The organism is Paramagnetospirillum magneticum AMB-1 (assembly GCF_000009985.1).
GTDB classification, from domain to species: Bacteria; Pseudomonadota; Alphaproteobacteria; order Rhodospirillales; family Magnetospirillaceae; genus Phaeospirillum; species Phaeospirillum magneticum.
The window spans coordinates 1,370,088-1,386,916 of the sequence record NC_007626.1; the positions used below are offsets into that span (position 1 = coordinate 1,370,088).

Here is a 16,829-nt window from a genome sequence, read left to right on the forward strand (position 1 = left end):
CGGTGACCATCAACGGCGCCAATGACTCCGCCACCATCTCGGGCTCGACCACCGGCGCGGTGGCCGAGGACGGCAACGGCCGTGCCACCGGCACCCTCAACGTGGCCGACGTGGATCACGGTCAGGCCCATGTGACCGCCCAGACGGTGCAGACCGACCAGGGCACTTTCAGCATCGGCGAGAACGGCCAGTGGACCTTCCAGGTCAACTCGGGCAATGCCGACGTGCAGGCCCTGGGTGCCGGCGAGTCCATGACCAAGACCTTCGCCGTGGCCTCGGCCGACGGCACCGCCACCCAGAACGTGACGGTGACCATCAACGGCGGCAATGACTCCGCCACCATCTCGGGCTCGACCACCGGTTCGGTGGCCGAGGACGGCAACGGCCGCGCCACCGGCACGCTGAGCGTCGCCGACGTGGATCACGGTCAGGCCCATGTGACCGCCCAGACGGTGCAGACCGATCAGGGCACCTTCTCCATCGGCGAGAACGGCCAGTGGACCTTCCAGGTCAACTCGGCCAATGCCGACGTGCAGGCCCTGGGGGCCGGCGAGTCCATGACCAAGACCTTCGCCGTGGCCTCGGCCGACGGCACCGCCACCCAGAACGTCAGCGTCACCATCACCGGCTCCAATGACGGCCCGACGGTGAGCGGCGCGGTGGGTCTCGGCCACACGGCCGAGGACAATTCCGTCACCTTCACCAAGGCGCAGCTGCTGGCCAACGCCCATGACACCGATGCCCACGACACCCTGTCGGTGAGCAACCTGTCGGCGGCCCACGGCAGCATCGTCGACAACGGCAACGGCACCTACACCTTCACGCCCACCGAGACTTTCAGCGGCCATGTGGATGTGAGCTATACCGTCAGCGACGGCCATGGCGGCACCACCACCGGTTCGGCGGCGCTGGACGTGGACGCGGTGGCCGACCGGGCCACGGTGTCGGTGGCCATCGGCGCCCCGGTGGAGACCCCCAACGGCAGCTTCACCGTCACCAATTTGGACAGCACGGCCTCGGCCGGCTACAACAACACCTATGGCTATTACGTCATGGACGACAGCGGCAACCCGACTTCGGGTGGCGTGATCTGGTCCAACGTGCATGCCTCGCCCGGCGCTTCGGTGACCATCAGCGGCGTCGATCCCGACCGGGTCGGCTTCTTCCTGATCCCCGACGGCGGCAGCCAGAATTCGTTGAGGCCGCGCAACGCCGTGGTGGTCAGGGCCGCCATCTGGGTGGTGCCCAGGGCGGCCAATTGGGTTTCGTCAAACTCGGACAGGGCCCGGACGCCGAGGCCCTTCACCTGATACTGATTGAGCCCCGCGATCTGTGTCGCGCTCAGGCCATGCACTTGTTCGGCGCTCAGCATGCCGATCTGCGTCGCCGACAAGGCGTTGAGCTGGGTCGCGGTCAGCCCCTGCAGGTGGCCCTGGGTCAGGCCCATGATGGCGGTCAGCGAAAGGGCGGCGATCTGGGCGCCGCTCAGCGCCTGCAGCTGATCCACCGTCAGGGTGCCGACCTCGGTGGCCGACAGCGCCTTGACCTGGGTGACGCTGAACGCCCCCACCTGGGACGGAGTCAGCGCCGCCACCTGGTCCTCGGTCAGCCAGCCGACCTCGGTGGCCGACAGGCCGCGCACCTGGGTGGCGGTCAGGCCGGCGATCTCGGCGGTGGAAAAGGTGCTGAACTGGGTGGTGGTCAGCACGCCGATCTGCGCCGCCGACAGCCCCCCGATCTGGGTGGCGTCCAGGGATTCCACGGCTTCGGAGGACAGGCCGAGAATCTGGGAGGTGTTGAAGGCCGCCACCTGGGTGGCGGTCAGCAGGTCGATCTGCTCGGCATCAAGCCCCGCCACGCCCCGTGTGCTTAGATACGAAATCTGCGTGGTGGACATCGTCGACAGTTGGGTATCGGTGAGTCCGGCCACTTGCTTGGCGGTCAGGGACCCCAATTGGGTGGAACTCAGCGCCGCCATCTGGGTGGCGTTCAAGGTGGCGATGGCGGTGGTCGACAGAAACTGGAACTGCGACGAGGTGATGGCCGCCAGTTGGGTCTGGCTCAGCACCCCCACCTGGGTCACATCGAATCCCTGGACGCCGAACATGCTGAGCGCCGCCACCTGACTGGTGCCCAGTGCCGCCATCTGGGCGGCGCTCATGCCGCCCGTGGCCGTCTGGGTCAGGCCGCGCATCTGGGTGGTGGACAGGGCCGCCACCTGGGAGGGACTGAACGCGGTGATCTGGGTGGACGACAGGGCCAGCATGGCGGTGATGGACAAGCCGCTTAACTGGGCCAGGGTCAGCGAGGCCAGGGTCTCGGTCGCCAGCCCGCTCACCTGGGAACCGTTCATCACGGAAAGCTGGACCGCTCCCATCCCGGTCATCTGGGTAGGGCTCAGCGCCCCGGTCTCGGTGGCGGTCAGCCCCTTGATCTGGGTGACGGACAGTACGGACAACTGGGACGGGGCCAGGGCCTGGAACTGGGTGACCGTCATCTCGCCCAGGTCGGTGGCGGTCAGTCCCTTGATCTGCAGCGTGGACAGCGACTGGATGACGTCGACGCCGAACGCATCGAACTGGGCGTCGAGCAGAACCGACAGCTGGTCGCCGCTGAACGCCGCCTGGGAGGGGGTCAGAGCGCCGATCTGAGTCTCGGTCAGCCCCGTCATCTGGGTGGTGCTGAACGACGACAGCTGGGTGCCGCTCATCTCCTGGATCTGGGAGACGCTGAAGGCGGCGATCTGGAAGGTGCTGAGTTCGCGGATATCGGAGGCGGTCAGGTCCCGAATGGCCGAGCCGCTCAGTTGAGCGATCTGCGCCTCATTCATCAACGATATGGACGAGACCATGGGTGCTTCTCCGACCGGACCCTAGGAGATCACGGCGATGCCAGACCTGATTTCGCGTGGCGACGCAAGAAACATGCCGAACCCCGTCTTCCGGCGGGACAAGGAAAAACCTGTGTTTCTTATAGGGATGATCGAGGGCTTCGTCCCGGCAAATTTTGCCTAGGGCACATATTGCCGAGGTATTCCTGCCCACTCGGGTTCAGGCCAAATCCGAACGGTTCATTCGGATTTGGCCTGGATAACTCATTTCGTCCCTCGCCGGGCGCAAACCCGTGGGTTGCGCATCACTCGCCGGCCGAGGCGGGGTCCGGGGGCATGTGGCGGCGAATCAGCGGCATCTGGAACAGCATGAAAATGAAGGTCAGCACCATGCTGCCCGGCACCTTCCACAGCACCCACAGATCCATGCTGGCCACGCGGCGGACCACCTCGTTGGCCAGGGCCATGGCGAGGAAGAACAGGCAAAAGCGCAGCGACAGCCGGCGCCAGCCGTCATCGTCCAGGTGCATGGCCTCGCCCAGGATCGCCTTGATGGTGGGGCGCTTCAGCGCCAGACCGCCCCCCAGAACCAGGGCGAACAGGCCATAGACGATGGACGGCTTCATCATGATGAAGGTCTCGTCGTTCAGCCACAGGGTCAGCCCGCCGAACACGCCGACCACCAGGGCGGTGACCAGCGGCATCAGGGCGACCTTGCGGGTGAAGGCGAAGGACAGCGCCAGGGCGATTCCCGTCGCCGCCATCAGGGCGGCGGTGGCGGGCAGCAGGCCCTTCAGCCAGTAAAGCCCCAGGAACACGGCCAGGGGGCCGAAATCTACGGTGGGCTTCAGCCATTTGGGGGCAGGGGAATTTGAAACCGGCATTGCTGAACCTTGATTGATGCTTGGTGGTCGTCGGTGCGAGATGATGGCCGTTCCCGGCCCGTCTGTCAGGAGGAAAGATGGTGTCCGATGCCGATGGATTGCAGCCCATTTGTGGCGAAATTCAGGAAAGCGCGGGTGCGGGCCGCCATGTGACGCCCCCCCGGCACAACCAGATGAACCGGTTGCAGGGCGCCGCTTCCCGGCAGAACCCGGACCAGATGCCCAGCCGCCAGGTCGTCGACCACCTGATAGGACAGGGCACGGGCGATTCCCAGGCCGGCGCGGGCGGCGGCCAGGGATGCCTCCACCTGATTGACCATCAGGCGCGGCGTCAGCCGGACATTCCGCTCGCGGCCGCCCTCGATCAGCCGCCACTCCACCAGGACCGGGCGCCCCGAGGTGAAGATCACGTCATGCTCCGCCAGTTCATCGACGGCGAGGGGAAGGCCGTGGGCGGCAATGTAACCGGGACTGGCGACCAGCACGCTCTCCACCTCTCCGACCCGCCGGGCCACCAGGGTGGAATCAGCCAGCGTTCCGATCCGGACCGCGACGTCCAGTTCCTCCTCGATCAGGTCGAGGTTGTTGTCCGAGAACACCGCCTCGATGGAAATTTGCGGATAGGCTCGCAGGAAGTCGACGATGATCGGCGTCACGTGGCGACGGCCGAACACCACCGGCGCGGTGACGCGCAGCCGCCCGCGCAGGGGCTCGTCGGCACCGGCGGAGCGCAAGGCCTCGTTATAGCCGGACAGCAGGTGCCGGGCCTGCTCGGCGAAGCGCCGTCCGGCGTCGGTCGGGGCCAGTCGGCGGGTCGTTCGCTCCACCAGACGCACGCCCAGCCTGTCCTCCAGCCCGGCCAGACAGCGGGTGATGGCCGGCGGCGACCGCCGCAGCCGCCGGGCCGCCCCGGCCAGGGAGCCCACCTCCAGGATGGCGATGAAGATGGCCAACTCGTCCAGGCGGTCCATGTATACTTCCATATTTTGAAATAATGACTTTCAAGGATGGCGCTTTTTCTCCGTGTCCGGCAATGGCTAAGGTGTCAGACCCCATTCGCGGAGCTGATCATGACTGACACGTCCCTCATTCTCTACGGCACACCCCTGTCCGGCCACGCCCATAGGGCTGAGCTGATGCTGCGCCTTCTCGGCCTTGCCTACCGGTATGAGGACGGCTCGGCGCCAGTGCGCCGGACTCCGGCCTTTCTGGCTCTCAATCCCCTGGGCCAGATCCCGATTCTGGTTGACGGAGATCTGGTTCTTCCCGATTCCAACGCCATCCTGGTCTACCTGGCCCGGCGTTACGATCCGTCCGGGGCGTGGTATCCCGATGACATGGTGATTGCCGCCCGCATCCAGCGCTGGCTGTCCATGGCGGCGGGGGAGGTGCGCTACGGCCCGGCCAAGGCGCGGGTGATCCAGCTCTTCAAGGCCGAGGGTGATCTGGCGGCCGCCCAGGCCATTGCCACCCAGCTTCTGGTGTTCATGGACGGGTATCTGGCCGATCGCGCCTTCCTGGCCCATCATGCTCCGACCATCGCCGATGTGGCGTGCTATTCCTATATCGCCCATGCCCCGGAGGGTGGCATTCCGCTTGATGCTTATGCCCATGTCCGGGGCTGGCTGGGCCGGGTCGAGTCCTTGCCGGGCTTTGTCCCCATGCCCCGTTCCCCGGTCCCGGACTGAGATGATGGAACTGTCGCCCTTCCACGCGGGTGAGCGGGAGGCGCAGCGCCGGGCCGGCTTCGGCCAGGTAAGCGCTCCCATCAGGGACTTCATGCCCGATCAGCACCGCGCCTTTTTCTCCCTGCTGCCGTTTCTGCCGTTGGCAAGCGTGGACGAGGACGGCTTCCCGGTGGCGACCGTTCTGACTGGGCCGCCGGGCTTCATCTCCAGCCCCGATCCCACGACATTGGCCATCCTGTCGCCGCCGCCTTCCGACGGGACTTGCGCCCTGGTCGAAGGAGTGCCCGTCGGAATCCTCGGAATCGATCTTGCCACCCGGCGGCGCAACCGCGCCAACGGCCGGATCGTCTCGGTCAACCCCTCCGGCTTTGCCGTGGCGGTGGAGCAGAGCTTCGCAACTGCCCGAAATACATCCAGACCCGTGACCTTGTCCCGGCCGCGGCGGCGACGTCCGGCGTCGTCGAACGCCTGAGCGGGCTCGACGACGCGGCTCGCGATCAGATCGGGGCGGCGGACACCGTCTTCGTCGCCTCCTTTTCCGGAGACGTCGCGCAGGGCGGGGTGGACATGTCCCATCGCGGCGGCCGCCCGGGCTTCGTGCGGGTCGAGGGCAACCGTCTGACCATCCCTGATTTCAGCGGCAACCGCTATTTCAACACCTTGGGCAATTTCGTGCGCTTGCCCAGGGCGGCGCTGCTGTTCATCGACTTTGCCGGCGGGGATCTGCTGCATCTCGATGGAACCGTGACGATCGACTGGCAGCCGCCGCCAGGCTACGCTGGCGCCCAGCGTCTCTGGTCCGTTGACGTGCGGAGCGGCTGGCGCTGCCGCGGCGCCTTCGGGCTGCGCGGAACGGTCGGGGAGATGTCTCCCGCCACCCTGGGCACCGGGTGCTGGCCTTGAAGTGGGCTCCGGCCTGATACGATTAGCTGTGTCTCTCGGATCGCCCTCGGAGGGCTGCGTGCCGAGGAGAGCATGCGTTTGCCGGGGCTTGCGTCATTTTTTGTTCATTTCCACACTGAAAACTGTTTACCTTTTTGGTGTATATGCCAGATTGGAAGGTGGTAAAGTGCCGCTGATGGTGGCATTTGCCAGGGCCGTGGGATGGCTTGGCCTGGTCGAAGCGGGGGGGGATCCCGCAGCTTCGTTCGGGCCGGTTATGGGTGGTTGCCCACAGCCTGATGGTGCGGGGCGTGTAATCTGTTTTTCGTGAAGACCATGGAAATCCTCATTGAGGATCGCTTTCGCATGGGAATTTTTTGGGTTTGACCTTGCCGCCTTGTCGGTGGCGCGCAGCGCGTAAATGGCCGTCTGAAACTGGATCTGGCCTCATTCGGGAGTTCTGCTATGGCTGAGAACAACAACTCCAATCCTCCGCATGACCAGCATGACGGGGCGGAGGAGAACGCACAGCAGTCGCTAGACGACCTGACGGTGCTGCAGAACGTCCAGAACCAGAACATGGGCGATGCGCGACTGAATGTGGCGCGCGCGGTTGATGTCAGCGACACCCAGCTGGGCAATCTGGCGAATGTGCAGCAGGGCTCGACGGGCAGCCCTCAGGTGCAGAACCTGGGCGGCATCGCGGGCGGTGCGAACATCTCGGTCGACGTTGAGATCGAAGCGGCCAAGGACAATTCCGTGGCGCCGCCGGAACTGGACGGCTTGGCCGTCGATATCCGGGACGAGGCTCCGACCATTTCGGTCAATCCGGGTGGGGCGAAGCCCCTGAACGTGCAGGAGCTCCCTGATCTTGCCAGGCCTGACGCCGAATTCCGGGACCAGGGCCGGGATGCGGTTCCGCAGACGGGGACGGGTCCCGTCGCAGGCGCCACCATCACCAGTCAGGTCCAGGAAGTGGTCCAGGCCGAGGTCGCCGCGGCGCCCGCCGTGGACAATGCCCCTGACATCCAGGCCGTGGCGGTCAATCACGCGCCGATCGTCGCGGGCGTGGCCGACATCGGGACGATCGACGAGGATCATCCCCTGACCATGACCGCCGCGGAATGGCAGGCCAAGCTGTTGGCCAATGCCACGGATTCCGACGGCGACACCTTGTCGATTCTCAGCCTGGACGATATCCGGATCGACCATGGCAGCTTTGCCCGGAATGCCGACGGCACCTATACCTTCACGCCGGATGCCAATTTCAACGGCGAGATCAACGCGACTTATACCATTTCCGATGGTCACGGTGGGCTTGCGACCGGGTCGGCGTCGCTGCATGTCAATGCGGTGAACGACGCGGCCGAGATCACCGGCGACACCGCCGTGGTGGTGGGTGAGGATACGGCGCGGGCGGCCGGCAATCTGGACGCCACCGACATCGATTCTCCGGCCACCTTCGTGGCGGCGACGACGGCGGATGATTACGGCACCTTCTCGGTGGACGAGAGCGGCCAGTGGTCCTTCGCCATGAACGATTCCGTGCAGTCGCTTGGGGCGGGTGACCACCTGACCCGGACCTTCGAGGTCCAGACGGCGGACGGCACCTCTCAGACGGTGACGGTGACCATCGACGGTGCCAATGACCAGGCGGTGATCTCTGGCGACGCCAAGGACCTGTCGGGTTCCGTCGGCGAGGACGGCACCCAGACCGCCACCGGGACTCTCCATGTCTCCGACGTGGACAGCGGCGAGGCCCATGTCCAGGCCACCAGCGTCGAGACCGACCAGGGCACCTTCACCATCGGCGAGGACGGCAAGTGGTCGTTCGCGCTCAACAACGACGACCCGGCGGTGCAGGCCCTGGGCGCCAATGATTCCATGACCAAGACCTTCACGGTCACCAGCGCCGATGGCACCGACACCCAGGAAGTGACGGTCACCATCCACGGCAGCAACGACAGCGCCACCATCAGCGGCGACATCGCCGGCGGCGTCGGCGAGGACGGCACCGGCACGGCCACCGGCACCCTCAACGTCTCCGACGTGGACAGCGGCGAGGCCCATGTCCAGGCCACCAGCGTCGAGACCGATCAGGGCACCTTCACCATCGGCGAGGACGGCAAGTGGTCGTTCGCCCTCAACAACGACGACCCGGCGGTCCAGGCCCTGGGCGCCAATGATTCCATGACCAAGACCTTCACGGTGACGAGTGCCGACGGCACCGACACCCAGGAGGTGACGGTCACCATCCACGGCAGCAATGACAGCGCCACCATCAGCGGCGACATCGCCGGCGGCGTCGGCGAGGACGGCACTTCTACGGCCACCGGCACGCTCAACGTGGCGGATGTGGATAATGGCGAGGCCCATGTCCAGGCCACCAGCGTCGAGACCGATCAGGGCACCTTCACCATCGGCGAGGACGGCAAGTGGTCGTTCGCCCTCAACAACGACGACCCGGCGGTCCAGGCCCTGGGCGCCAATGAGTCCATGACCAAGACCTTCACGGTCACCAGCGCCGATGGCACCGACACCCAGGAAGTGACGGTCACCATCAACGGGTCCAATGACTCGGCCACCATCTCCGGCGACATCGCCGGCGGCGTCGGCGAGGACGGCACCAGCACGGCCACCGGCACCCTCAGCGTGGCGGATGTGGATAATGGCGAGGCCCATGTCCAGGCCACCAGCATCGAGACCGACCAGGGCACCTTCACCATCGGCGAAGACGGCAAGTGGTCGTTCGCCCTCAACAACGACGACCCGGCGGTGCAGGCCCTGGGCGCCAATGAGTCCATGACCAAGACCTTCACGGTGACCTCTGCCGACGGCACCGACACCCAGGAGGTGACGGTCACCATCAACGGCAGCAACGACAGCGCCACCATCAGCGGCGACATCGCCGGCGGCGTCGGCGAGGACGGCACTTCTACGGCCACCGGCACCCTCAACGTGTCCGACGTGGATAATGGCGAGGCCCATGTCCAGGCCACCAGCATCGAGACCGACCAGGGCACCTTCACCATCGGTGAAGACGGCAAGTGGTCGTTCGCGCTGAACAACGACGACCCGGCGGTCCAGGCCCTGGGCGCCAATGAGTCCATGACCAAGACCTTCACGGTGACCTCTGCCGATGGCACCGACACCCAGGAAGTGACGGTCACCATCCACGGCAGCAACGACAGCGCCACCATCAGCGGCGACATCGCCGGCGGCGTCGGCGAGGACGGCACCGGCACGGCGACCGGCACCCTCAACGTCTCCGACGTGGACAGCGGCGAGGCCCATGTCCAGGCCACCAGCGTCGAGACCGATCAGGGCACCTTCACCATCGGTGAAGACGGCAAGTGGTCCTTCGCGCTGAACAACGACGACCCGGCGGTCCAGGCCCTGGGCGCCAATGATTCCATGACCAAGACCTTCACGGTGACGAGTGCCGACGGCACCGACACCCAGGAGGTGACGGTCACCATCCACGGCAGCAATGACAGCGCCACCATCAGCGGCGACATCGCCGGCGGCGTCGGCGAGGACGGCACCGGCACGGCGACCGGCACCCTCAACGTCTCCGACGTGGACAGCGGCGAGGCCCATGTCCAGGCCACCAGCGTCGAGACCGATCAGGGCACCTTCACCATCGGTGAAGACGGCAAGTGGTCCTTCGCGCTGAACAACGACGACCCGGCGGTCCAGGCCCTGGGCGCCAATGATTCCATGACCAAGACCTTCACGGTGACGAGTGCCGACGGCACCGACACCCAGGAGGTGACGGTCACCATCCACGGCAGCAATGACAGCGCCACCATCAGCGGCGACATCGCCGGCGGCGTCGGCGAGGACGGCACCAGCACGGCCACCGGCACCCTCAACGTCTCCGACGTTGACTCCGGCGAGGCCCATGTCCAGGCGACCAGCGTCGAGACCGATCAGGGCACCTTCACCATCGGCGAGGACGGCAAGTGGTCGTTCGCCCTCAACAACGACGACCCGGCGGTGCAGGCCCTGGGCGCCGGTGATTCCATGACCAAGACCTTCACGGTCACCAGCGCCGATGGCACCGACACCCAGGAAGTGACGGTCACCATCAACGGGTCCAATGACTCGGCCACCATCTCCGGCGACATCGCCGGCGGCGTCGGCGAGGACGGCACCCAGGCCGCGACCGGCACGCTCAACGTGGCGGATGTGGACAGCGGCGAGGCCCATGTCCAGGCGACCAGCGTCGAGACCGATCAGGGCACCTTCACCATCGGTGAAGACGGCAAGTGGTCGTTCGCCCTCAACAACGACGACCCGGCGGTGCAGGCCCTGGGCGCCAATGATTCCATGACCAAGACCTTCACGGTCACCAGCGCCGACGGCACCGACACCCAGGAGGTGACGGTCACCATCCACGGCAGCAACGACNGCGCCACCATCAGCGGCGACATCGCCGGCGGCGTCGGCGAGGACGGCACCAGCACGGCGACCGGGACTCTCCATGTCTCCGACGTGGATACGGGCGAGGCCCATGTCCAGGCCACCAGCGTCGAGACCGACCAGGGCACCTTCACCATCGGCGAGGACGGCAAGTGGTCGTTCGCCCTCAACAACGACGACCCGGCGGTCCAGGCCCTGGGCGCCAATGAGTCCATGACCAAGACCTTCACGGTCACCAGCGCCGATGGCACCGACACCCAGGAGGTGACGGTCACCATCCACGGCAGCAACGACAGCGCCACCATCAGCGGCGACATCGCCGGCGGCGTCGGCGAGGACGGCACCGGCACGGCGACCGGCACCCTCAACGTGGCGGATGTGGACAATGGCGAGGCCCATGTCCAGGCGACCAGCGTCGAGACCGATCAGGGCACCTTCACCATCGGCGAGGACGGCAAGTGGTCGTTCGCGCTCAACAACGACGACCCGGCGGTCCAGGCCCTGGGCGCCAATGATTCCATGACCAAGACCTTCACGGTGACGAGTGCCGACGGCACCGACACCCAGGAAGTGACGGTCACCATCCACGGCAGCAATGACAGCGCCACCATCAGCGGCGACATCGCCGGCGGCGTCGGCGAGGACGGCACCGGCACGGCGACCGGCACCCTCAACGTCTCCGACGTGGACAGCGGCGAGGCCCATGTCCAGGCGACCAGCGTCGAGACCGATCAGGGCACCTTCACCATCGGCGAAGACGGCAAGTGGTCGTTCGCCCTCAACAACGACGACCCGGCGGTCCAGGCCCTGGGCGCCAATGAGTCCATGACCAAGACCTTCACGGTGACCTCTGCCGACGGCACCGACACCCAGGAAGTGACGGTCACCATCCACGGCAGCAACGACAGCGCCACCATCAGCGGCGACATCGCCGGCGGCGTCGGCGAGGACGGCACCAGCACGGCGACCGGGACTCTCCATGTCTCCGACGTGGATACGGGCGAGGCCCATGTCCAGGCCACCAGCGTCGAGACCGACCAGGGCACCTTCACCATCGGTGAAGACGGCAAGTGGTCGTTCGCCCTCAACAACGACGACCCGGCGGTCCAGGCCCTGGGCGCCAATGATTCCATGACCAAGACCTTCACGGTCACCAGCGCCGATGGCACCGACACCCAGGAGGTGACGGTCACCATCCACGGCAGCAACGACAGCGCCACCATCAGCGGCGACATCGCCGGCGGCGTCGGCGAGGACGGCACCGGCACGGCGACCGGCACCCTCAACGTGGCGGATGTGGACAATGGCGAGGCCCATGTCCAGGCGACCAGCGTCGAGACCGATCAGGGCACCTTCACCATCGGCGAGGACGGCAAGTGGTCGTTCGCCCTCAACAACGACGACCCGGCGGTGCAGGCCCTGGGCGCCGGTGATTCCATGACCAAGACCTTCACGGTCACCAGCGCCGATGGCACCGACACCCAGGAAGTGACGGTCACCATCAACGGGTCCAATGACTCGGCCACCATCTCCGGCGACATCGCCGGCGGCGTCGGCGAGGACGGCACCCAGGCCGCGACCGGCACGCTCAACGTGGCGGATGTGGACAGCGGCGAGGCCCATGTCCAGGCGACCAGCGTCGAGACCGATCAGGGCACCTTCACCATCGGTGAAGACGGCAAGTGGTCGTTCGCCCTCAACAACGACGACCCGGCGGTGCAGGCCCTGGGCGCCAATGATTCCATGACCAAGACCTTCACGGTCACCAGCGCCGACGGCACCGACACCCAGGAGGTGACGGTCACCATCCACGGCAGCAACGACAGCGCCACCATCAGCGGCGACATCGCCGGCGGCGTCGGCGAGGACGGCACCAGCACGGCGACCGGGACTCTCCATGTCTCCGACGTGGATACGGGCGAGGCCCATGTCCAGGCCACCAGCGTCGAGACCGACCAGGGCACCTTCACCATCGGCGAGGACGGCAAGTGGTCGTTCGCCCTCAACAACGACGACCCGGCGGTCCAGGCCCTGGGCGCCGGCGACTCCATGACCAAGACCTTCACGGTCACCAGCGCCGATGGCACCGACACCCAGGAGGTGACGGTCACCATCCACGGCAGCAACGACAGCGCCACCATCAGCGGCGACATCGCCGGCGGCGTCGGCGAGGACGGCACCGGCACGGCGACCGGCACCCTCAACGTGGCGGATGTGGACAATGGCGAGGCCCATGTCCAGGCGACCAGCGTCGAGACCGATCAGGGCACCTTCACCATCGGCGAGGACGGCAAGTGGTCGTTCGCCCTCAACAACGACGACCCGGCGGTGCAGGCCCTGGGCGCCGGTGATTCCATGACCAAGACCTTCACGGTCACCAGCGCCGATGGCACCGACACCCAGGAAGTGACGGTCACCATCAACGGGTCCAATGACTCGGCCACCATCTCCGGCGACATCGCCGGCGGCGTCGGCGAGGACGGCACCCAGGCCGCGACCGGCACGCTCAACGTGGCGGATGTGGACAGCGGCGAGGCCCATGTCCAGGCGACCAGCGTCGAGACCGATCAGGGCACCTTCACCATCGGTGAAGACGGCAAGTGGTCGTTCGCGCTCAACAACGACGACCCGGCGGTGCAGGCCCTGGGCGCCAATGATTCCATGACCAAGACCTTCACGGTCACCAGCGCCGACGGCACCGACACCCAGGAGGTGACGGTCACCATCCACGGCAGCAACGACAGCGCCACCATCAGCGGCGACATCGCCGGCGGCGTCGGCGAGGACGGCACCAGCACGGCGACCGGGACTCTCCATGTCTCCGACGTGGATACGGGCGAGGCCCATGTCCAGGCCACCAGCGTCGAGACCGACCAGGGCACCTTCACCATCGGCGAGGACGGCAAGTGGTCGTTCGCCCTCAACAACGACGACCCGGCGGTCCAGGCCCTGGGCGCCGGCGACTCCATGACCAAGACCTTCACGGTCACCAGCGCCGATGGCACCGACACCCAGGAGGTGACGGTCACCATCCACGGCAGCAACGACAGCGCCACCATCAGCGGCGACATCGCCGGCGGCGTCGGCGAGGACGGCACCGGCACGGCGACCGGCACCCTCAACGTCTCCGACGTGGACAGCGGCGAGGCCCATGTCCAGGCCACCAGCGTCGAGACCGATCAGGGCACCTTCACCATCGGCGAGGACGGCAAGTGGTCGTTCGCCCTCAACAACGACGACCCGGCGGTCCAGGCCCTGGGCGCCAATGATTCCATGACCAAGACCTTCACGGTGACGAGTGCCGACGGCACCGATACCCAGGAGGTGACGGTCACCATCCACGGCAGCAATGACAGCGCCACCATCAGCGGCGACATCGCCGGCGGCGTCGGCGAGGATGGCACCTCTACGGCCAGCGGCACCCTCAATGTGTCCGACGTGGATAATGGCGAGGCCCATGTCCAGGCCACCAGCGTCGAGACCGACCAGGGCACCTTCACCATCGGCGAGGACGGCAAGTGGTCGTTCGCGCTCAACAACGACGACCCGGCGGTCCAGGCCCTGGGCGCCGGCGATTCCATGACCAAGACCTTCACGGTGACGAGTGCCGACGGCACCGACACCCAGGAAGTGACGGTCACCATCCACGGCAGCAACGACAGCGCCACCATCAGCGGCGACATCGCCGGCGGCGTCGGCGAGGATGGCACCTCTACGGCCAGCGGCACCCTCAATGTGTCCGACGTGGATAATGGCGAGGCCCATGTCCAGGCCACCAGCGTCGAGACCGACCAGGGCACCTTCACCATCGGCGAGGACGGCAAGTGGTCGTTCGCCCTCAACAACGACGACCCGGCGGTCCAGGCCCTGGGCGCCGGCGACTCCATGACCAAGACCTTCACGGTCACCAGCGCCGATGGCACCGACACCCAGGAGGTGACGGTCACCATCCACGGCAGCAACGACAGCGCCACCATCAGCGGCGACATCGCCGGCGGCGTCGGCGAGGACGGCACCGGCACGGCGACCGGCACCCTCAACGTCTCCGACGTGGACAATGGCGAGGCCCATGTCCAGGCCACCAGCGTCGAGACCGATCAGGGCACCTTCACCATCGGTGAAGACGGCAAGTGGTCCTTCGCGCTCAACAATGACGACCCGGCGGTCCAGGCCCTGGGCGCCGGCGATTCCATGACCAAGACCTTCACGGTGACCTCTGCCGACGGCACCGACACCCAGGAAGTGACGGTCACCATCCACGGCAGCAACGACAGCGCCACCATCAGCGGCGACATCGCCGGCGGCGTCGGCGAGGACGGCATCGGCACGGCGACCGGCACCCTCAACGTCTCCGACGTGGACAATGGCGAGGCCCATGTCCAGGCCACCAGCGTCGAGACCGATCAGGGCACCTTCACCATCGGTGAAGACGGCAAGTGGTCCTTCGCGCTCAACAATGACGACCCGGCGGTCCAGGCCCTGGGCGCCGGCGATTCCATGACCAAGACCTTCACGGTGACCTCTGCCGACGGCACCGACACCCAGGAAGTGACGGTCACCATCCACGGCAGCAACGACAGCGCCACCATCAGCGGCGACATCGCCGGCGGCGTCGGCGAGGACGGCACCGGCACGGCGACCGGCACCCTCAACGTCTCCGACGTGGACAATGGCGAGGCCCATGTCCAGGCGACCAGCGTCGAGACCGATCAGGGCACCTTCACCATCGGCGAGGACGGCAAGTGGTCGTTCGCCCTCAACAACGACGACCCGGCGGTCCAGGCCCTGGGCGCCAATGAGTCCATGACCAAGACCTTCACGGTCACCAGCGCCGACGGCACCGACACCCAGGAAGTGACGGTCACCATCAACGGGTCCAATGACGGCCCGGTGGTGAGCGGCCCCGTGGATCTCGGCGCGACCGCCGAGGATCACTCCATCACCTTCACGGCGCAGCAATTGCTGGGCCATGCCTCGGACATCGATGGCGACAGCCTGTCGGTGAGCAATCTCAGTGCCGGTAACGGCACCATCAGCCAGAATGCCGACGGCAGCTATACCTTCACGCCCAATGCCGACTTCAACGGCGAGGTCAACGTGACCTACACCGTGTCGGACGGGCATGGCGGCACCACTTCGGGTTCGGCCAGCTTCGACGTGACCTCGGTCAATGACGGCCCGACCACCAGCGATGTGACGCTGGCCTCGGGGACCGAGGACCGCTCGGTGACCATCAAGGCCAGCGACCTGCTGGGCAACGCCCATGACGTGGACGGCGATACCTTGTCGGTGTCGAACCTGTCGGCCAGCAACGGCACCATCACCGACAACCATGACGGCACCTATACCTTCACGCCGAACCATGATTTCAGCGGCAACGTCGACCTGTCCTACACGGTCAGCGACGGCCAGGGCGGCAGCACGGCGGGCACGGCCCATTTCGGCATGGCCGCGGTGGCGGATTCGCCGGTCCTGTCGGCGTCGAACATTACCGTCGACCTGGGAGCCGGCCAGGCTCAGACCCTGAACGGCACCACCGGCAACGACACCCTGAGCGGCGGTTCGGGCAATGACGTGGTCAACGGCTCGTCGGGCGACGACGTGCTGTATGGCGACGGCACCGGCAGCGTGACGGTTCCGCTGAACATCAGCGACCGCCTGAGCGACACCGACGGTTCGGAATCCCTGGGCAGCGTGACCATCGGCGGTCTGCCGGCCGGGGCGAGCCTGTCTGCGGGCACCCATAATTCCGACGGCACCTGGACTCTGACTCCGGCGCAGCTGACGGGCCTCAGCGTGACCACCACCGAGGGCACCGCCCTGCATCTGAGCGTGACGGCGACCTCGACCGAGGCGTCCAACGGCTCGACCGCGACCACCACCACCAGCTTCGACGTCAGCTTCAGCGGCACGGCCGCCGGCAATGACACCCTGGACGGCGGGGCGGGCAACGACACCCTGTTCGGCGGGGCCGGCAACGACACCCTGACGGGCGGCGCGGGCGCCGACCTGCTGGAGGGCGGCGACGGCAACGACGTGCTGAACTACTCGACCGACGGGACCTGGAGCGGCGGTTTCGTGTCGCAGAACGTGGGTGATACCACCCATGCGGGCACCAAC

The 16,829-nt window shown here is 66.6% G+C and carries 6 protein-coding genes and 1 pseudogene; 5 read left to right on the forward strand and 2 right to left on the reverse strand.

Annotation, left to right across the window (positions count from 1 at the left end; translation table 11 throughout):
- Window positions 1-2: 2 nt before the first annotated feature.
- Window positions 3-1,310 (forward strand): VCBS domain-containing protein, encoded by a 1,308-nt coding sequence (locus tag AMB_RS25595; protein WP_193770100.1) that lies wholly within the window; start codon window positions 3-5, stop codon window positions 1,308-1,310.
- Window positions 1,311-3,135: 1,825 nt separating this feature from the next.
- Here the strand turns inward: AMB_RS25595 and AMB_RS06460 are convergent.
- Together AMB_RS06460 and AMB_RS06465 are read right to left on the reverse strand one after the other, a co-directional pair.
- The gene (locus AMB_RS06460) at window positions 3,136-3,714 is read right to left on the reverse strand and encodes a septation protein A (RefSeq protein WP_011383682.1); all 579 of its coding nucleotides are present in this window, start codon (window positions 3,712-3,714) and stop codon (window positions 3,136-3,138) included.
- A 65-nt stretch (window positions 3,715-3,779) separates the two neighbouring features.
- Entirely contained in the window at window positions 3,780-4,685 is a 906-nt protein-coding gene (locus tag AMB_RS06465) for a LysR family transcriptional regulator (protein ID WP_011383683.1), read from the reverse strand.
- Window positions 4,686-4,784: 99 nt separating this feature from the next.
- On the opposite strand from AMB_RS06465, the gene AMB_RS06470 reads away from it, so the two are divergent.
- From AMB_RS06470 to AMB_RS26330, 4 genes and pseudogenes are all read left to right on the forward strand, one after another.
- A complete protein-coding gene (locus AMB_RS06470) occupies window positions 4,785-5,402 on the forward strand; it encodes a glutathione S-transferase family protein (protein WP_043743609.1) in 618 nt (205 codons plus the stop codon).
- A 1-nt stretch (window position 5,403) separates the two neighbouring features.
- The gene (locus AMB_RS26115) at window positions 5,404-5,874 is read left to right on the forward strand and encodes a pyridoxamine 5'-phosphate oxidase family protein (protein ID WP_011383685.1); all 471 of its coding nucleotides are present in this window, start codon (window positions 5,404-5,406) and stop codon (window positions 5,872-5,874) included.
- Between the two features lie 29 nt (window positions 5,875-5,903).
- Window positions 5,904-6,305, forward strand: coding sequence for a pyridoxamine 5'-phosphate oxidase family protein (locus AMB_RS26120; protein WP_231849065.1), 402 nt, complete (start codon window positions 5,904-5,906; stop codon window positions 6,303-6,305).
- Window positions 6,306-6,863: 558 nt separating this feature from the next.
- Window positions 6,864-16,715 (forward strand): annotated as a pseudogene (locus AMB_RS26330) (VCBS domain-containing protein); the annotation flags it as partial.
- Window positions 16,716-16,829 lie beyond the last annotated feature (114 nt).